Here is a 19,476-nt window from a genome sequence, read left to right as displayed (position 1 = left end):
ATTCTTAAATCCTTTTTTTAGCCCTGATGGCCCCGGGACTTCGGGATGCATCTTTTTCTGGTTTCTTTAGGCGGAAAAGATATAGCAGACAGCAGTAAATAGTTCCTTAAAACAACAAAATTGAATTGAAAATAGTAATTTTACAAAATGGAAGCACCGTTAGCAGAGCGTATTCGCCCACAAAAATTAGAAGATTATATTAGTCAGCATCATTTGGTTGGGCCTAATGGTTCGTTGACCCAACAGATATCGAAAGGAATTATCCCTTCCTTAATCTTTTGGGGGCCTCCGGGAACTGGAAAAACTACATTGGCCCAGATTATAGCACAGGAATCAAAACGGCCTTTTTATATTTTGAGTGCCATAAACTCCGGAGTAAAAGATATTCGTGATGTAATTGAAAAAGCAAAACAAAGTGGCGGATTATTTACTGCCAGAAACCCAATTTTATTTATTGACGAGATCCACAGATTTAGTAAGTCCCAACAAGATTCCCTTTTGGCAGCCGTAGAGAAAGGCTGGATCACATTAATTGGTGCTACTACAGAAAATCCAAGTTTTGAAGTCATACCTGCCCTATTATCACGCTGTCAGGTTTATATATTGAATGCTTTCAGCAAAAATGATCTGGAAGCCCTTTTGCAGCGTGCGATGAAGACTGACACTGAATTAGCTTCAAAAAACATAATCCTGAAGGAAACCGAAGCTTTATTAAGACTTTCTGGCGGAGATGGCAGAAAACTTCTTAATATCTTTGAATTGGTAGTGAATGCCTCTCCAGATGGAGAAATTGTGATTACAAACGATCGTGTATTTGAATTGGTTCAGCAAAATACCGTTTTGTATGATAAAACCGGAGAACAACATTACGATATTGTTTCTGCATTTATAAAATCAATCCGGGGAAGTGATCCGAATGGAGCTGTTTATTGGTTAGCGAGAATGACTGAAGGCGGCGAAGATGTAAAATTTATTGCCAGAAGAATGTTGATTTTATCGAGTGAAGACATCGGAAATGCGAATCCGACGGCTTTTATTATGGCCAACAATACCTTTCAGGCTGTTTCGACCATTGGCTATCCTGAAAGCCGTATCATATTGAGTCAATGCGCCATTTATTTAGCTACTTCCCCAAAAAGCAATGCTTCGTATATGGCAATAGGAAATGCGCAGCAACTGGTTAAGCAAACCGGAGATTTACCAGTTCCGATTCACCTGCGCAATGCTCCGACTAAATTAATGAAAGAATTGGGTTATGGCGAAGATTACAAATATTCTCATGATTATGCCAATAATTTTGCAGATCAGGAGTTTTTGCCGGATGCCATAAAAGAAACGGTTCTTTATAATCCGGGAAGCAATTCTAGAGAGAACAGCAACCGCGAATTTTTAAAGAACCGTTGGAAAGATAAATATGGCTATTAAACCGTATTTTATATTTTAGAATTTAACAGATATTTTTTCAGATACCATTTTATCATTTTGGTAATACTCAAAAAACCACTGATTATCTTTAGCATTTAACGTTCCCTGAATACCGTCTTTAATTGCTATAAAAGAATCGGCGCGAGATGTTTTAAGCAATTTCATTACTACTTTTGGCGTTTTATCAATTAATTGATATCCGTTTTCTGTGGGTTGTGCGTAAAGCAAATTCGGATCTGAAACATCTGCAACCGGAGCAGCAACAACTGCAGCAGATACAACAGGAAGTGATGCAGCTGCGTTAGATACTTTAGCAGTAGATGTTACAACGGCATTTCCGCTATATTTATAGTGTAAAGCATTTACAGATACGAATGCCTGATCAAGCGCTTCTCTGTAAGCAATCTCATAATCTTTCTCTTTACTTTTTCCAATTTCGGAAGTATAAATTATTTTTCCGTAGCAATCTTTTAACTGAACAAAAAGCTTTGTTACCAAAAACCCATTTTCCTTTTTTACATCTATGTATAAAAGCTGACAACGATCACTAAATTCGGCAGGAATTTCTTCGTTGACATAAAATGCCTTAAAACCGGCTTTCACTAAATTTGATTTAGTACTTGTTGCTAGTCTGTATTGATTATCGGTTTTAATAAATTCATATTTTAACGGAATAATCACAGCCTTATAATCGTTTACAGATTGCGAAAATCCGATAACTGAAACTAAAAGTGCAATCAACAAAAATTTAATTCTCATAATTATAAATATTTTTTAAGTTCTAATAAATGATTTATTTGTTTAATATTTTCAGGCGCTTCAATTTGCTTATCATTAAAGAAAATGGCATCTAAGCCCGCATTTAACGCCCCATTTACATCTGCATCTAGACAGTCTCCAATCATAATACATCTCTCTTTGGATGCCTGAGCCAAATTCACTGCATAATCAAAGATAATACTATTTGGCTTTTTTACACCTGCCAGCTCCGAATTTGTTATAGTTGCAAAATAACCCGAAAGTTGGGCATTTCTGATTTTCTTATCCTGTACCCCTGCAAAGCCATTGGTAATGATATGCAATTTGTATTTTGGTTTTAAATATTCCAAAATCTCTATCGTCCCATCAAAAAGATGATTATTTTCTGTTAAGAGTTCTATATAATCATTTGCAATTGCCTCAATATCGGGATCAGAAATCTCATAATTCAGAGCATCAAATGAAAATTTTAGCCGATTATAACGCACCTCCTGATGGGTAATTTTATCATGTTGGTATAATTTCCAGCAAGCCTGATTGATGGGCATGTACTTCTCTATAAAATCAGCTGTGCTTATACCCGGGTAATTCGCTTTAAAAATACGATCGAAAGCCATTTCAGAATTTTTGTCAAAATCCCAAAGTGTGTGGTCTAAATCGAAAAAGATATCGGTAATAATAGTACTCATATATTAAAAAATTCCTTCATCTACAAAACTATAATATTTTGTTTCAGTAATAATCAAATGATCTAAAACTTTAACATCTAAACTATCCCCTGCCCACTTCAATTTCTTTGTAATCTTTATATCGGCATCACTTGGCTTTAATGCTCCTGAAGGATGATTATGGCACAAAATCAAGCTTGTAGCATTAATTTCTAATGCCAATTTAAAAACCAAACGTACATCAACAATTGTACCTGATATTCCTCCTTTGCTTAATTGCGATTTAGAAATCACTTTATTCGAATTATTCAGAAAAAGCACCCAAAATTCTTCATGCGGTAATTCGCCTATTACAGGTTGCATGATATCAAAAACCAATTTACTGGATGTAATTTTAGTGAGTTCAACAGTATCTTCAGCTCTTCGGCGACGCCCCAGTTCCAGGGCTGCTATAATCATTATTGCTTTGGCCTGCCCTATTCCTTTGAAATTCATCAATTCTGAAACAGACATTTTTCCAAGTGCATTGAGACTATCAGCACTAGCCAGAATTCGTTTACTTAAACTAACAGCAGATTCATTTCTGCTGCCAGCAACTATTAAAATAGCGATTAACTCGGCGTTACTTAAAGCACTTTTACCTTTTGACATTAATTTTTCACGCGGCTTGTCTTCGTCTGACCATTTTGTAATAGGAAAATATTTAGCCTCCATTGGTAATAAATTAAATAATATATTATCGTGCTAAACTACTAAAAAAAGAAGAAAATTCATTCAAAATAAACATAAATTACAATTTTATTTATTCCTAAATTTGAATAAAAAAAGATGAAACAGATTTCTATCCTTTTATTCCTAATCTTATTGTATTCCTGTCATCAAAAAGAAAAAGAACAAACTGCATCTTTTACAACAAACTCCACTTCAAAAACATTTGAAGAAAAATTATCTGATGCCGCGATATCATTAGTTGATCCAACAATAGATTATGATCCTGCCTATTTTTCTATAGCATATCCGAACGGTGATATTCCTAAAAACAAAGGAGTCTGTACGGATGTTATCATTCGAACTTACCGGAAATTAGGGATTGATTTACAAAAAGAAGTTCATGAGGATATGGTCGCCAATTTTCCAGAATATCCCAATCTTGAAAAATGGGGAATGACAAAAACAGACACTAACATCGATCACCGAAGAGTGCCCAATTTAGAAGTTTTCTTTGAAAGAAAAGGCGAAAAACTTGCCGTAAGTCAAAACCCTTCAGCTTATAAAACCGGAGAAATGGTAACCTGGATCATAAACGGAAAACTTCCTCATATCGGAATCGTCACCAACAAAAAATCAAAAGACGGAAAAAGAAATCTCATTGTACACAATGTTGGCGGAGGTCAGGTTCTGGAAGATTGTTTATTTGAGTATAAAATTACAGGGCACTACCGTTATTGGAAATAAAATTTCAAAACTTAAATTCCAAACTTTAAATTCCAAATTCCAATCAAAATTTAAAATAAAAAAAAGCCAATTACAAAACTGCAATTGGCCTATTATCTCATTTTCTAATTGTCAAATTATCTAATTAATCAACCCTTTTACCTCATCAAAATTTAGTCCTCCGTAATTTCCTGAGCTCATTAAAAGCAAAGCGGAATTTTCCAGGTTTAAATTAAAAAGAAATTCTTTAAATTCAGCGGGATTCGTATAAATGATCAAATCTTTTCTATTAAAAGAAGTTGCGATTTGCTCGTAGGTAACTTCTTCAAGCTGCTTAATTTTTACGGCATCAGGTGAATAGAATACTACTGCAACATCGGCATATTCCAGAGCGCCTTCATATTCTTTTAAGAATTCAGCATTTAAGCTGCTGTACGTATGCAATTCTAAACAAGCTACTAAAGTTCTGTTTGGATATTGTTCTTTTACAGCTTTGGTTGTTGCAGCTACTTTACTTGGTGAATGTGCAAAATCTTTGTAGGCCACTTTTCCTTTTCCTTCGGCAATTTTTTCCAGACGTTTGGAAGCTCCTTTAAAACTGGCGATTGCCTCATAGAAATCAGCTTCATCGACACCCATATTCTGACAGATCCATTTGGCTCCGGCTAAATTATTTAAATTATGTGCTCCGAAAACTTCTATAGGCATATCCCCTTCCGGCGTTTTTAATAAAGTAACACCATCATTCACGGTATATTCCGGAGTATGATAGGCTAATTTACGAATTGGGTTTGTTGCCGCCTCTGAAACGCGTTTTACTTCCGGATCATTTTCGTTATACACCAAAATTCCGCCATTCGTGATTTTTCCAATGAAAATTTCGAATTGTTCTACGTAATTTTCATAGGTTGGAAAAACATTAATATGATCCCAGGCAATTCCGGAGATCAAAGCAATATTAGGCTGGTACAAATGAAACTTTGGTCTTCTGTCAATCGGGGAAGATAAATATTCGTCACCTTCCAAAACAATAAAATCATTTTCTTCCGTTAGATGAACCATTGTATCAAATCCTTCCAATTGTGCGCCAACCATATAATCAACGGCTATATTATGGTAATGCATAACGTGCAAAATCATCGAAGTAATTGTCGTTTTACCATGAGAACCTCCAATAACAACACGCGTTTTGTTTTTAGATTGTTCGTATAAAAATTCCGGATATGAATATATTTTTAATCCTAAATCCTGTGCTTTCAGTAATTCCGGGTTATCTGCTTTTGCGTGCATCCCTAAAATTATGGCATCGATATCCGAAGTGATTTTTTCGGGAAACCAGCCTAATTCAGCAGGAAGAATTCCTTTTTTTTCCAATCTTGATTTTGATGGTTCAAAAATAGCATCGTCACTTCCTGTAACCTGATATCCTTTGTTATGCAATGCTAATGCCAGATTGTGCATGGCACTTCCGCCAATGGCGATGAAATGTGTTTTCATTTAAAATTCCAATTTTTTAAGTTCCAAACTCCTATTATTACCCGAAATGTAGTGGTTGAGATTTAATTATGAGGACTCAAACTTTTGCTTCAATTCCCTGGCTTTTTTAGGATCTTTTAATTTGTTCAAATATAAATTATATAATTTTTGAAATGTCGTTTTTGATTTACCAATTTCATTCGCTTTGATATAATATTTTTCCGCTGAGGCGTATCTTTTAAAATATTCATCGATTCTGCCTTTTGACATATAACCATCCACCAATGACAAAGCTGCCAGTTCATTAGAATATGAAAGTGCTTTAGACTCGCTTCCGCCCAGAATTCCGGGCAATTGCAAATACAACTCTATGAGTGCCCATCTGGCCGGAATATGCTTAGGATTTAAAACAATCGCTTTTTCAAACGCTCCTTTCATATCCTCTACCAATCCAAAAGCCTTTAATTTATTAACCTCCATTGCCCTCATAGCCAAAGCCCCTCCGTATTTATAAAAATACTCTGCTTCTGTTGGCTTAAGCTCTTTCAGTTTTTTATAATATTCTCCCGCTTTTATCCATGACTTATGATAGGCTGCAATCTCCCCTAAATATTCAATCGTTTTTATATCGGAGGGTCTTGTTTTTAAAATTGCTTCAAAAAGCAATTGTGCTTCATCGTATTTTTTGACATGAAACAACTTCTCCGCTTTTTCAAAATTAGATTGTGACCATATTAATAATGGCGTAAATAATAAGATAAATAGTAGTTGTTTCATATCTCAAAAATAGGGAAATATAAAATGGATAATTTGCTTTTAGATATAAATTAGTAATTTGTACGAAAATTATTTTAAGATCGCCCCAACCTTTCCTTTAAAATAGTCCTCTATAGATTAAAACCATCTTATGAAAAATATATTATTTGCATTCCTATTATTTTCAACCGTACTGTTTTCGCAACAAATTGAAAAGAAATGGGATAAAGTCATTGCTTTCGAAAATGAAGGCAAAATAAAGTCTGCCAATGAAATTGTTACAAAAATTTATAAAAAAGCCGTTTCAGATCAAGATGAAGTGCAAATGATAAAGTGTTTTTTTTATCAATCTAAATATTTACAGGTTGTCGATGAAAATGCCCAAACCAAGATTTTAAATAATTTAAAAACGGATATTAATCGTGTTTCAGTTCCATCAAAGGCAATTTTAAATCTGGTCTATGCAAAGTGCCTGAATGATTATTATAATCAAAATAAGTATTCTATTCAGCGAAGAACTAATACGACCATTTTGGATACAGACTTTTTAACATGGACGACCTCTAACTTTAATAATCAAATAAGTGTAGCGCTACAACAAACACTCGAAAACGAAGCTATTCTAAAAAACACTTTGCTGATAAAATACGAGCCAATTTTTGATTATCCGACTTTGGAGAAATTTAAGAATCAAAATCTGCTTGATTACATTATCAATGAAAACATCTTGATTTATAATTCAAAATTCAATTATTGGGAAATAGAAAAAAGCAATTTTAATACGTATCAAAAAGCGCTTCTGGGAAATTCTGCCGATTTTATAAAATTGAATTTCGATTTTGTGACAGATGAAAATTTACGTCAATGCTTAACTCTATATCAAAAAAGAGAAAGCATCAATCCGTCTGAAGAAAATCAGTGGGAACGTATGCAATTTTGCAAAACAAAATTAGTACCGTCACACGAGGATTATTTTAGCGATCTGGTTCGTTTTCAAAAAAGCACAAAAAACGAACTTCTAATCCAGAAAATTCAGTTAGAGAAAGCTTTCCTTTTAAGTCAAAAGGCATCAAAAGATATTCATCCTGATTATAACATTAAAGCCGTTAACACTCTGGACAGCATCATAAAGATTAACAACAGATCGAATGCGTATAAACTGGCAATACAAAAAAGAGAAAATATTATCTCAAAATCAATAAACGTTCAACTTCAAAAATATACCTATAGTGATCAAAGCACAAGGGCTTTCATTCGTTATAAAAATTTAAATTATTTAAAAGTTTCGTTCTTTAAAATCAATCAGAAACAACTGGCTGAATTTAGAACTTTATACCATAAAAAAGACAGTTTAGCTGCAGCATTTATAAAAAAATCACAACCAATCGCAACTGAAAACTATTCGCTTATAAACAAAGGAGATTTTTTCGAATACACAACCGAAGTTCTTTTGCCGAATTTAAAAATCGGATCTTATTTAGTTTATTTTGAAAGTGATTCCGATCTAAAAGAGAAGAAAGCTTTTGCTTACGAAACCATCACCACTTCAAACTTAATGGCTTTGGCTTCACAGGATGGTTCCAAAGAAACATTTCAGGTTCTGAATCGAAAAACAGGAAAACCAATAGAGAATGTTGCTATCAAATCTCCACATTTCAATCTGGTAACCAATAAAAAAGGAATCGCAGTATATAACGAGAAGAAAGATACTTTCAATAATGAAAACATTGAACTTTCTACCCTAAACGACACTATATCTCTTTATAAAAACTATCTTATTTACAACAGTCAATACCTTTCAAGTGATACAGATGATGACACTGACTTTAAAGGAAAAGTTGAATTTTATCTGGACCGGGCTATTTACCGTCCGGGGCAAACTGTACATTTTAAAGGAATTGCAATTCAGAAAAACAACAACAAAACAAGTGTTGTAGCCCAAACTTCATTTCTGGTCAGCATTCAGGATGCCAATTATAAAGAGCTAAAAGAATTTGAAGTTACCACAAATGAGTTTGGCTCTTTTTTCGGTGAATTTACCCTGCCTAAAACTGGTCTCACCGGAACTTTCAGAATAAATGCTGAAGAATCTAATAATTACGAAAAAGACATTAGCTACAACAAAGAAGCAAATGACCATCCGTTTTGGGATCATGTGCAATTTCAAAATTCCGAAAATAACTTTAGCGTTGAAGAATACAAACGGCCAAAATTTGCGGTTACATTTGAACCGAAAAAAGAAACTTTTCAAATTAATCAGTCTATTAAAGTAAAAGGTAGTGCCAAAGCATTTGCCGGCAGTACAATTTCTGATGCAACTGTGACCTATACGGTTACCCGAAATGTAAATTATTACAGGGGTTATTACAACAACGAAACTGAAGAAACTGTTGCAGAAGGCGAAACCAAAACCGATGCTGCTGGTAACTTTATTATCGATTTTGTTGCCATACCTTCTAAAAATAGTATTAAAGAGCAACTACCAATCTTCAATTACCTTATTAAGGCGACAGTTACAGATATAAATGGCGAAACACATGAAACTGAAACTACTGTAAAAGTAGGCTATCATGATTTGATTTTAAAAGCTTCTGTCGCAGATGAAATTGAAACCAAAAATAAAAACGAAATTAAATTAGAAAGCACAAACTTAAACGGAGAGTTCTTAGCCGCTAAAGGTGAAATCAAAATATATTTTGTGAGCCCTTTTTCAAGTAAATTTAAAGAGCGTGTATGGGATAGACCAGAAATTGAAACGATAAGTAATGAAGATTTCGAAAGATTATTTCCTTATGAACAAAACAGAGAAAGGCTAAACGATCCAAAAAATGAAATACTGGTTTACTCGAAAAAAATCAATACTGAAACAGACAAAAAAATTTCGCTGGATTTTATTTCAAACTATAGATCCGGAAAGTATAAAATTGTTTTTTCAGCTAGTGACAGTTTCAGTACCGTTATTGAAAACACCACAACTTTTGATATCAAACAAAGCAAAGACAAATTCAACCCAAGCACTTTATTTACAATCGAACAAGTCAATGAAGATCCTAAAAAAGATGGCTTTGTAGTAGTAAAATTAGTTTCGGTTATACCTGAACTTTATATCACGGCAACAGGAAATTATAATAGTAACATCTTTTTTGAAGACACCTTTCATTTACAAAATAATGAAATCACGATCAAAATTCCTTTAAAGAAAGAATTTGAAAAAAGCATAAAAATTGGCTTTCAAAGTATTTTTGAGAATGAGACCTTTTACAATCAAATCGCCATTTTGCTAAACGAATTACCCGCAAAACTGGATTTTACTATTGAAACATTCAGAAATAAAATACAACCGGGAATCAGTGAAAACTGGTCATTTCAATTAAAAGCAACCAATACAAAAAAAGAAGCCGAAATTTTGGCTTCAATGTATGACAGTTCCTTAGATCAGTTTACTAAAAAAGACTGGCATGCTTTGGAACTTTATGACTACAATTATAACGGAAGCAATACGAAATCAACGTTGGGTTTTGAAAAAACTTCAACGTCGATTATAAATCTAAACCAACCCTTAAATCGCATCGAATTATACAATGAAACGAATAAATTGATGTGGTTTGGATTTGATTTTACCAACCGAAACAACAATCTGTACCTGCAAAGAGAATATCAGGTGCAGCTTGCTAAAAAAATTAAAAAACCAATTAACGCAAAAATAATTTCAGGAATAATAACTGATATTTCAGGACTACCCTTACCGGGCGTTTCTATTCTCATTAATGGAACAAAGCGAACAGCCCTCAGTGATTTTGACGGATATTATGAAATCGAAGCAACAGGAACAGAAGAAATTGTATTTAGCTACGTTGGCTTCAAGAGCCAGTCGTATAAAGCAGAAAACAAAAAGATCCTCGACATTGTCTTGACCGAAGATTCAAATGGCTTAGAAGAAGTGGTTGTTACTGCTTACGGGATGCAAAAAAAGAAAGCCTCCCTTACATCTGCTGTCACGAGAGTCTCTTCAGAAGCTATGGCTGAGGAAGACAATAATGTTTACAACGCGGCAAAAATAGAAACGGTTTTAGCAGGAAGTGTCACGGGAATCAAAATAAGAGGAGCTGCCAGTTTAAGCGGACAAGATCCTTTGCTTATCTTAGATGGAGAAGTGGTTTCTGATATAAAAAGTATAAATCCTGCAGATATCATTTCGATGGACGTTCTGAAAGGTGATAAAGCGACAGCCCTTTACGGAAGCAAAGGTGCCAACGGAGTCATAATTATTACGACCAAAAAAGCCATGGAAGACCTGACTCAGGTAAAAGCCCGAAAAAATCTATCTGAAACCGCTTTCTTTTTACCGAATTTAAAAACAGACCATAAAGGAAATGTTAGTTTTAATTTCACTTCACCCGAAGCTTTAACAGCCTGGAAACTTAGATTATTAGCGCATAACAAAGATGCCGTTTCAGGTTATTTGGAAAAAAGTGTGGTTACCCAGAAAGAATTGATGGTTTTGCCAAATTTCCCGCGTTTCTTTAGAGAGAAAGATACGATTGTAATTTCTGCTAAAATCTCGAATATTACAGATAAAGCCAAAACCGGAATTGCCATTTTACAGTTTTTTGATGCCATAACCATGCAGCCCATTGACGAGAAAATGCTCAATGTAAAAAACGTTAAAACCTTTACCGTTGCCGCTTTCGGAAATACAACGGCAAGCTGGACAATTTCAATTCCAGATGGCTTACAAGGTGTCCAATATAAAATTTTGGCAAAATCAGGTAATTTCTCTGACGGAGAAGAGAACATTCTTCCGGTTTTGACCAATAATATGCTGGTTACCGAAAGTATTCCGATTTGGGTTCGTGAAAATTCTAAAAAAGAATACACTTTTGAGAATCTTAAAAACAACAATTCAACAACCTTAAAAAATCAACAGTTTACATTAGAATACACTTCAAACCCTTCGTGGATTGCGATTCAGTCTTTGCCTTATCTAATGGAGTACGAGCACGAATGTGCCGAGCAGACTTTTGCCAGATTCTATGCAAATGCCCTGGCGTCGGAGATTATTTCGAGTAATCCTAAAATCGCAACTGTTTTTGAAAATTGGAGGAAAGAAGGAAAACTGACTTCGAAGCTAGAAGAAAATGAAGAACTAAAATCAATCATTCTTGCTGAAACACCGTGGCTGAATGACGCCCAAAGTGAAGACGAAAAGAAGAAAAAAGTAGCACTTTTATTCGATTTGGAGAAAATGAAAACTTCACAGGAAACTACCTTTCAAAAACTAAAACAAAAACAGAAAGCGTCCGGAGGCTTTTCGTGGTTTGACGGGAATGATGAAAATGAATATATTACAAGACATATTTTAGCCGGATTAGGGCATTTATCTAAGCTGGATAAAACTGCTGATAATCTTTCTAAAATTGATGAAATTGCAAAAACAGGAATTTCGTTCCTCGACAATAAATTTTTAGATTATTATAAAGTCCACACTAAAAACGTAAAAGGAACAAGCAAACTGATTTTGATTAATCCTTATTCTGATTTGCATTACTTATATACCAGAAGTTTTTATTTGGATAAATATCCACTTTCCGATACTTTAAAAAAAGCAACTAAAATCTATCTTGATACGGCTAAAAAAGACTGGTTAAACTATTCGCTATACGAAAAGGGATTAGCTGCTTTAACTTTAAATCGTTTTGGAGAAAGTGAATCTGCTAAAAAAATCATTGAAAGCCTAAAAGAAACAGCATCTAACAATGAAGACTGGGGAATGTACTGGATTGCCAATAAATCGGGCTGGTATTGGTATCAGGCACCCATAGAAACTCAGGCCTTATTGATTGAAGCTTTCGCCGAAGTAAATAACGACACCAAATCTGTTGATGCAATGAAAGTCTGGTTACTAAAAAACAAACAGACCAAAAACTGGCCAACCACAAAAGCAACTACCGAAGCGATTTATGCTTTACTGATGCAGGGAACGGACTGGCTTTCTGTAAAAGACAATACGGTTATTAAAATTGGAGACGAAAAAATCCTAACCAAAAAATTAGCAGAAAACGAAAAAGAAGCTGAAACGGGTTACATCAAACTCAATTGGAAAAAAGAGGAAGTCAAAAAAGAAATGGCTTCTATTAAAATTGAAAACAAATCTAAAGTTCCGGGTTTTGGCGGTGTTTACTGGCAGTATTTTGAAGATTTGGATAAAATTAGAAACAATTCCGGAGCTGTATTATCTGTTTCGAAAGAATTATATCTAAAGAAAAATTCCCTTAAAGGCGATCAATTACAAAAAATCACAAGCAAAAACCCGTTAAAAACCGGAGATTTAGTTACTGTAAGATTGATAATTACTTCAAAAGAAGATATGGAATTTGTACACCTAAAAGATATGAGAGCTTCTTGTTTTGAACCTGTAAATGTACTATCGGAATACCAATACAAAGATAGGCTAGGATATTATCTGAGCACTAAAGATGCTGCAACACATATGTTCTTTGACAAAATAAACAAAGGAACTTATGTCATAGAATATGACATAAGTGTCAATAACAGCGGTGAGTTTTCTAATGGAATTACCACTATCGAAAGTATGTATGCTCCTGAATTTGCAAGTCATACGAAGGGAATTCGGGTAAAAGTGAATTAACAGCACTGATTAAAATTCCAAAAAATAAATTCCAAATTCCAAAATAAGCATTGTAGATTATTATGTCCGGCTGAGCGAAGTCGAAGCCCATTTTAAACACAAAAAACCCGACAGGTTTTAAAAACCTGTCGGGTTTAATTTTTAAGAAATCAATCCGATTATTTAATAATCGTCATTTCGTCAATAATATTTTTGGCTCCTGCGTATTTGTCAATAATCCAAAGTACATAACGAATGTCTACGTTAATTGTTCTTTGCAATTTAGGATCAAAAATAACATCACCTGCCATAGCTTCAATATTTCCATCAAATGCAATTCCAATTAATTCCCCTTTTCCGTTAAGAACCGGTGAACCTGAGTTTCCTCCGGTGATATCATTATCAGTAAGAAAATTTACAGGCATGTATCCGGCTTTATCCGCATACTGACCAAAGTCTTTTGCTTTGTTTAATTCCAACAATCTTGCCGGCAAATCAAATTCCTGATCTCCTGCTTTATACTTTTTCACCATACTTTCCATGGTCGTATAATTATTGATTTTTGCATCGTTGCGTTTGTCTTCCGGCAAAGCACGAACTTTTCCGTACGTTAGTCTCAAAGTTGAATTGGCATCCGGATACTGAATTGCATTCAGTTTTGATTCTCTTAAACCCTCCACTAATTTACGGTAAGCGATTGCAAAACCGTCATCAGATTTCATTTGATCATCAGATTTAAAACGGTACTTTGTCAACAAATCATTAGAGATGATATACAAAGGATCGTGTACAATGGCCAATGGTTTCGGATCGGCCATAAATGCCAATACTTTTTCTTTAGAAGTAAAATAACTTGTTTCAGTTGCTTTTGCAACGTCTGCCGTAAAATCACCATTATTAAGAGATTTCATTTTAGCTATTTGCGTAGCTAAACCATATTCAGCTCCTTTAGCAGCGTATAAATTTAATTGTGCTGTTAATATGTCTTTTTCAAGTGGTGCATAAAATTCACCATACATATTATCGATCATTGTTGTAATCTTAGGCAGCATTTCGGCCTTTTTAGCATCATTTTCATTATAATAAGCAATCAGGGCATTTCCTAAATTTGCCGTTCCGCTTGCATACGCTGAAGTACGCAAAAGCTGCATTAAGTAATTATCGTGAGTCGCTTTTACATTTGTTGATCTGTAATACTCATTAATGGTCGGAATTACATTTTCATATTTATCCTTATTAGCCGGCTTAGTGGCCCACTCATAGAATTTATCTTCCTGTTCCGCTTTGGTAGCGGCTGTTCCGGCTTTCGTCAGAGCATCAATCATTCCCTGACGGTTTTTCCAGTAATTCGCTGTTGAAGCATATTTTGAGGCATACTGTAAACGAACAGTGGCATCTTTATCCATATACTTTTTCATTTGGTCCATTCCGGTTTTAGCACCTTCAACCCATGCAGGATAAGCAAACTTTACATTTTGATCAATTCCGCCCGCTGGCATCCATCGGTTTGTTCTTCCCGGATACCCTAAAATCATCGCGAAGTCATTTTCTTTAACTCCTTTAATACTTATCGGCAAGTAATGTTTCGGCTGTAAAGGCACATTTTCTTTAGAATAAGTGGCAGGATTACCGGCTTTATCCGCATACACTCTGAACATAGAGAAATCTCCAGTTTGACGCGGCCATTCCCAGTTGTCTGTATCACCACCAAATTTACCAACACTTTCCGGAGGTGTACCTACTAAACGTACATCTGTATAATCCTGATAAACGAAATAATAATATTCATTTCCCTGGAAGAAAGGACGAACTGAAACTGTATATTTTCCACCTTCGTTGTTTTCCTTTTCAATCAAAGCGATTTCCTGCTGAATGATTTTGTTTCTCTCTGTTTCGGTCATTGTATCATTTACTTTAGACAAAATTCTTTTCGAAACATCGTCCATACGTACAAAGAAACGAACGTACAAAGATTTTGGCTTCATCTCTGCGCTTCTTTCTTTTGCCCAAAAACCATCTTTCAGGTAGTTTTGTTCCGCTGTTGAAAGTTCTGCAATAGCGTTGTAACCACAATGGTGATTGGTTAAAACCAAACCGTCTTTAGAAACAATCTCCGCTGTACAGCCTCCGTTAAATTGTACAACAGCATCTTTAAGACTGTGATGATTAATGCTGTAAATCTCTTCGGCTGTTAATTGCAAGCCCATTTTTTCCATATCCCTATGGTTCAGTCTTTCGATAAACATCAGAAACCACATTCCTTCATCAGCTCTTACAGGAAAAGCCATCAGGCACATGGTTAAGAATAAAATTATTTTTTTCATGTTATTTTGTTTAAGTAATGCGAATATAACTCATTTTCGCAATTGTGTAATCCTGTAAGTTCTTAAAATTACAGATCTTCCCTTTTAATTAGTAGTTTTTTACGAATATAATATTCCCGGAAACAAAAAAAGTGCCCCGTTAACAGGACACCTTTTTTAAAAAATTATATTGATTTTAGTCGTTCAGCATTTTCCAAAGCTTGTCTTTTAGATCTGTCAAACCTTGTTGGGCCACAGATGAAATAAACATATACGGAGTATCTTTAAAGGCTATGTCTAATTCTACTTTCAGTTCTGCTTTCAGCTCATCGTCCAGCATATCACATTTTGAAATAACCAAAAGACGTTCTTTATCCAACATTTCAGGATTGTATTTTGTCAATTCGTTTACCAAAATATCATATTCTCCTTTAATATCGGGAGTATCAACAGGTACTAAGAATAATAAAGTCGAATTACGCTCAATGTGACGTAAGAAATAATGTCCAAGACCTTTTCCTTCAGCCGCACCTTCTATAATTCCCGGAATATCTGCAATTACAAACGATTGAAAATCTCTGTAAGCAACAATCCCTAAGTTTGGTTTTAAGGTCGTAAACGGATAATCGGCAATTTTTGGTTTTGCAGAAGTCAGAACAGACAACAAAGTTGATTTCCCTGCATTAGGAAAACCTACTAAACCTACATCTGCCAAAACTTTAAGTTCCAGGATAACATCCATTTCTGCTCCGGGTAAACCTGGTTGTGCATATCTTGGTGTCTGATTCGTAGAACTTCTAAAGTGCCAGTTTCCTAACCCTCCTTTTCCTCCTTTAGACAGGATTCTTTTTTCGCCGTCTTCGGTAATTTCGAATAAAGTTTCTCCGGTTTCCTTGTCTTTTACAACAGTTCCCAAAGGCACTTCGATAAATTTATCATCTCCGTCAGCTCCTGTGCTACGGTCTCCTCCGCCATCTCCACCGTGACCTGCTTTAATATGACGCGCAAACTTTAAGTGGAACAATGTCCATAGTCCTTTATTCCCCACTAAATATACGTGTCCTCCACGACCACCATCACCACCGTCCGGGCCTCCTTTTTCAATAAATTTCTCTCTATGTAAATGTGTAGATCCCTTTCCTCCTTTTCCGGAAGAAACGTATATCTTAACATAATCTACAAAATTTCCTTCTGTCATTTTCTTTTTGTTTATGTATAGTTTAAAGTTTAAAGTTTCAGGTTTCAAGTTGGCGCCACGCACTTAACCTGAAACCTGAAACATTATAAACCTGAAACAAATTCTCTCTACTCTTTTAGTGCTTTCACCAGCACCTTATCAATCTTTACGCCATCCATATCCAGGACTTCAAGCACAAATTTTTGCCAGATTAATTTCTCCCCTTCTTTCGGAATATGAGAAAGCTCGGTCATAATCATTCCGCTTACCGTATTGACCTCGTAATCATTTGTCAATTCATCCAACTCAAAATAAGTTAAGAAATCGTGTAATGAATAATGTCCGTCAACCAGCCATGAACCATCTTCTCTTTCGATAAGCTGAAATTCATCTTTATAAAAATCGGAAGCATCACCTACTAAGGCTTCCAATATATCATTTAAGGTAATAATTCCCTGAAAAACACCATATTCATCTGAAACTAAAGCATAATGAATACCAGTTTTTTTGAAATTTTCCAACGCTTTATAAGCGGTGGTCTGCTCCATTAAATACGGGGCATCTATCATAATTGCCGACAAGTCAAAATGGTCGCTTTCGATATTGGCAAATATATTTTTAAGTGTCACAATTCCGACGATATCGTCATAATTATCACTATAAACCGGATAAACGGTGTGTAAATCCTGTAAAACCAATTCTTTTATTTTTGATTTATCAGCATTCAATGGCAGCATATCTACCGATTTACGGTGTGTCATCAATGAATTTACTTTCCGGTCACCAATATGAAACACACGCTCCACGATATCCTGTTCAATTTCCTGAACTTCTCCGCCTTCTGTTCCTTCTTTTATAATCGCTTTAATTTCTTCTTCTGTAACTTTTCCGTCTGCGGTTGGTTTTATTCTCATCACATTCAGTAAAAAATCTGTCGATGATGTAAGCAACCAGATGAAGGGAGCTGTAATAATAGAAACGATCTTCATGGGCATTGCTACCATTTTCGCAATCGCCTCAGGATAATTTAACCCGATTCGTTTGGGCAATAATTCACCCAAAACCAAAGAAAAGAATGTCAGAATTACCACGACGATCCCAACTGCAACGGAGTGCGCATAAGGTTTTAAAACTTCAAATCCTCTAACAAATGTCTCTACATCAATTGTGATTTTATCTCCTGAATAGATACCCGTCAAAATTCCGATTAAGGTAATTCCGATTTGAACAGTCGATAAAAACTTGTTCGGGGAATTAGCTAAATCCAGCGCTATTTTTGCACTTTTATTTCCTTTTTTAGCGGCTGTTTCCAGTCTGTTTTTCCTTGCTGAGATCAGTGCAATTTCAGACATGGAGAAAACTCCGTTTAATAGTATTAGAAAAAATATTATTAGTATTTCCAATTTGTAATTGATTCGTTATTGAATAGTTCGTTAAATGTAATTTGCAACCTAAATGTATTATAGCCTTGTGTCCTGAAGAGCCATGAACTAAAAAAACTAATTTTTCCTCCCAGAAAACAGTAATCCGAAGAAGCTTGTTTTATGGTATGGAAAAATAGTTTTCTTTTATCCCGACTTCCGGGATGAAACGACAGCTGGAAAAAGCTTCTACAAATTATCTATAACTGACGTTAATCGCTCTGTAATTTCTTCGATAGTTCCAATACCGTTTACGGCATAAAACTTATTTTGTTCTTTATAATATCCAATTAATGGCGCTGTTTTCTCATTGTATTCCTGGTATCTTACACGAATTTTCTCTTCGTCCTGATCATCAGGTCTTCCACTTGTTTTTCCTCTTTCTAACAGACGGGCAACCAAAATTTCATCATCAGCTTCTAAGGCAATTGTTGCTGTAACACTTGAACCAATTGTTGGCAGAAATTTATCTAAAGCCTCGGCCTGATCTAAAGTTCTTGGGTAACCGTCGAATAAAAATCCTGCAGTATCAGGGTGTTTTTTCACTTCGTCAATTAACATTGCAGTTGTTACTTCGCAAGGTACCAACTCTCCATTATCCATAAAAACTCTTGCTTTTTTACCCAAATCTGTATCGTTTTTCAAATTAAAACGAAAAATATCACCGGTTGAAAGATGTGTTAATTTGTATTTTTCTTTTAAAAATTCTGCCTGAGTTCCTTTTCCTGCTCCCGGCTTTCCAAATAAAACAATGTTAATCATAATAAGTGTGAGTGTTGCTTGACTTCTTAATTTTCAAAGAAGTTTAAAATGAATATATAGTTGTGTGTTTGTTTAAAAATTTATTCTGCTAATTTATATACTTCCGTCAAATTCCGTCCTAAACCATCATAGTCTAAACCGTAACCAACAATAAATTTATTCGGAATTCTGATTCCGACATAATCGATCTTGATATCTTTTTTATACGCTTCCGGTTTAAAGAACAAAGTAGCAATTTTAAAATGCTTTACATTTTGTGCTTTAAACATGTGTTTTAATTCTTCTATTGTATTCCCTGTATCGACAATATCTTCAATTATAACAACAGATCTACCGGACAAATCCTGATTGATTCCGATTAATTCTTTAACGGAATTAGTCGATTCTGTACCTTCATAAGATGCCATTTTGATGAAGGAAACCTCACAGGGTTTTTTGTATTTTTTCAGAAAATCGGCAACCACCATAAACGCGCCATTAAGAACTCCAATAAAAATTGGCGTATCATCTCCAAAATCATCTTCTACTTGTGCAACTATTTTCGTTAAAGCAAAATCAATTTCTTTTGCCGAAATAAACGGAACAAATTGTTTATCGTGAAGTTGTATCATTATTTTCATGTTTAAAATAATGCGCAAAGATACAGAATTACAACCAAACTGTTAGT

At 34.8% G+C, this 19,476-nt stretch carries 13 protein-coding genes; 3 read left to right on the top strand and 10 right to left on the bottom strand.

The window, feature by feature from the left end; genetic code table 11:
* Positions 1-147: 147 nt before the first annotated feature.
* Positions 148-1,425: a replication-associated recombination protein A gene (locus tag EV142_RS13085; protein ID WP_132036342.1), complete on the top strand. Its 1,278-nt coding sequence runs from the start codon at positions 148-150 to the stop codon at positions 1,423-1,425.
* Positions 1,426-1,440: 15 nt separating this feature from the next.
* On the opposite strand, the gene EV142_RS13080 is transcribed toward EV142_RS13085, so the two are convergent.
* The 3 genes from EV142_RS13080 to radC are packed head-to-tail and all read right to left on the bottom strand — an operon-like array spanning position 1,441 to position 3,566.
* Positions 1,441-2,184: a hypothetical protein gene (locus EV142_RS13080; protein WP_132036341.1), complete on the bottom strand. Its 744-nt coding sequence runs from the start codon at positions 2,182-2,184 to the stop codon at positions 1,441-1,443.
* A 2-nt stretch (positions 2,185-2,186) separates the two neighbouring features.
* The gene (locus EV142_RS13075; protein ID WP_132036340.1) at positions 2,187-2,873 is read right to left on the bottom strand and encodes a YjjG family noncanonical pyrimidine nucleotidase; all 687 of its coding nucleotides are present in this window, start codon (positions 2,871-2,873) and stop codon (positions 2,187-2,189) included.
* A 3-nt stretch (positions 2,874-2,876) separates the two neighbouring features.
* On the bottom strand, positions 2,877-3,566 hold the full coding sequence (gene radC, locus EV142_RS13070) for a RadC family protein (protein ID WP_132036339.1): 690 nt from the start codon (positions 3,564-3,566) through the stop codon (positions 2,877-2,879).
* Between the two features lie 114 nt (positions 3,567-3,680).
* On the opposite strand from radC, the gene EV142_RS13065 reads away from it, so the two are divergent.
* Positions 3,681-4,307, top strand: coding sequence for a DUF1287 domain-containing protein (locus EV142_RS13065; protein WP_132036338.1), 627 nt, complete (start codon positions 3,681-3,683; stop codon positions 4,305-4,307).
* Between the two features lie 120 nt (positions 4,308-4,427).
* Here EV142_RS13065 and EV142_RS13060 read toward each other — a convergent pair whose 3' ends face one another.
* Both EV142_RS13060 and EV142_RS13055 read right to left on the bottom strand, forming a co-directional pair.
* Complete coding sequence (locus tag EV142_RS13060) at positions 4,428-5,783, bottom strand: UDP-N-acetylmuramate--L-alanine ligase (RefSeq protein WP_132036337.1); 1,356 nt, start codon at positions 5,781-5,783, stop codon at positions 4,428-4,430.
* A 66-nt stretch (positions 5,784-5,849) separates the two neighbouring features.
* Positions 5,850-6,539: a tetratricopeptide repeat protein gene (locus tag EV142_RS13055; protein WP_132036336.1), complete on the bottom strand. Its 690-nt coding sequence runs from the start codon at positions 6,537-6,539 to the stop codon at positions 5,850-5,852.
* A gap of 130 nt (positions 6,540-6,669) precedes the next feature.
* Here EV142_RS13055 and EV142_RS13050 point away from each other — a divergent pair, with 130 nt between their 5' ends.
* Positions 6,670-13,167 (top strand): alpha-2-macroglobulin family protein, encoded by a 6,498-nt coding sequence (locus tag EV142_RS13050; protein WP_132036335.1) that lies wholly within the window; start codon positions 6,670-6,672, stop codon positions 13,165-13,167.
* A 158-nt stretch (positions 13,168-13,325) separates the two neighbouring features.
* Here the strand turns inward: EV142_RS13050 and EV142_RS13045 are convergent, their stop codons facing one another.
* The 5 genes from EV142_RS13045 to hpt form a co-directional block, all read right to left on the bottom strand.
* Positions 13,326-15,470 (bottom strand): S46 family peptidase, encoded by a 2,145-nt coding sequence (locus EV142_RS13045; RefSeq protein ID WP_132036334.1) that lies wholly within the window; start codon positions 15,468-15,470, stop codon positions 13,326-13,328.
* A gap of 175 nt (positions 15,471-15,645) precedes the next feature.
* A complete protein-coding gene (gene obgE / locus EV142_RS13040; RefSeq protein WP_132036333.1) occupies positions 15,646-16,647 on the bottom strand; it encodes a GTPase ObgE in 1,002 nt (333 codons plus the stop codon).
* Between the two features lie 107 nt (positions 16,648-16,754).
* Positions 16,755-18,029, bottom strand: coding sequence for a hemolysin family protein (locus EV142_RS13035; protein ID WP_132036332.1), 1,275 nt, complete (start codon positions 18,027-18,029; stop codon positions 16,755-16,757).
* Between the two features lie 207 nt (positions 18,030-18,236).
* Positions 18,237-18,809, bottom strand: a complete 573-nt coding sequence (locus EV142_RS13030; protein ID WP_127338540.1) for an adenylate kinase — start codon at positions 18,807-18,809, stop codon at positions 18,237-18,239.
* Positions 18,810-18,889: 80 nt separating this feature from the next.
* Positions 18,890-19,420: a hypoxanthine phosphoribosyltransferase gene (hpt, locus tag EV142_RS13025; RefSeq protein WP_132036331.1), complete on the bottom strand. Its 531-nt coding sequence runs from the start codon at positions 19,418-19,420 to the stop codon at positions 18,890-18,892.
* Positions 19,421-19,476 lie beyond the last annotated feature (56 nt).

Origin of the sequence: Flavobacterium circumlabens, from assembly GCF_004345565.1 — a bacterium.
Lineage (GTDB): Bacteria > Bacteroidota > Bacteroidia > Flavobacteriales > Flavobacteriaceae > Flavobacterium > Flavobacterium circumlabens.
Note: the sequence above shows the minus strand (reverse complement) of the source record. Positions and strands in the feature narration are given on the sequence as shown.

Excerpts from the sequence above, each read along its gene's own strand:
- EV142_RS13085 (WP_132036342.1), top strand. The coding sequence starts at position 148 with ATGGAAGCACCGTTAGCAGAGCGTATTCGCCCACAAAAATTAGAAGAT.
- EV142_RS13080 (WP_132036341.1), bottom strand. The coding sequence starts at position 2,184 with ATGAGAATTAAATTTTTGTTGATTGCACTTTTAGTTTCAGTTATCGGA.
- EV142_RS13075 (WP_132036340.1), bottom strand. The coding sequence starts at position 2,873 with ATGAGTACTATTATTACCGATATCTTTTTCGATTTAGACCACACACTT.
- radC (WP_132036339.1), bottom strand. The coding sequence starts at position 3,566 with ATGGAGGCTAAATATTTTCCTATTACAAAATGGTCAGACGAAGACAAG.
- EV142_RS13065 (WP_132036338.1), top strand. The coding sequence starts at position 3,681 with ATGAAACAGATTTCTATCCTTTTATTCCTAATCTTATTGTATTCCTGT.
- EV142_RS13060 (WP_132036337.1), bottom strand. The coding sequence starts at position 5,783 with ATGAAAACACATTTCATCGCCATTGGCGGAAGTGCCATGCACAATCTG.
- EV142_RS13055 (WP_132036336.1), bottom strand. The coding sequence starts at position 6,539 with ATGAAACAACTACTATTTATCTTATTATTTACGCCATTATTAATATGG.
- EV142_RS13050 (WP_132036335.1), top strand. The coding sequence starts at position 6,670 with ATGAAAAATATATTATTTGCATTCCTATTATTTTCAACCGTACTGTTT.
- EV142_RS13045 (WP_132036334.1), bottom strand. The coding sequence starts at position 15,470 with ATGAAAAAAATAATTTTATTCTTAACCATGTGCCTGATGGCTTTTCCT.
- obgE (WP_132036333.1), bottom strand. The coding sequence starts at position 16,647 with ATGACAGAAGGAAATTTTGTAGATTATGTTAAGATATACGTTTCTTCC.
- EV142_RS13030 (WP_127338540.1), bottom strand. The coding sequence starts at position 18,809 with ATGATTAACATTGTTTTATTTGGAAAGCCGGGAGCAGGAAAAGGAACT.
- hpt (WP_132036331.1), bottom strand. The coding sequence starts at position 19,420 with ATGATACAACTTCACGATAAACAATTTGTTCCGTTTATTTCGGCAAAA.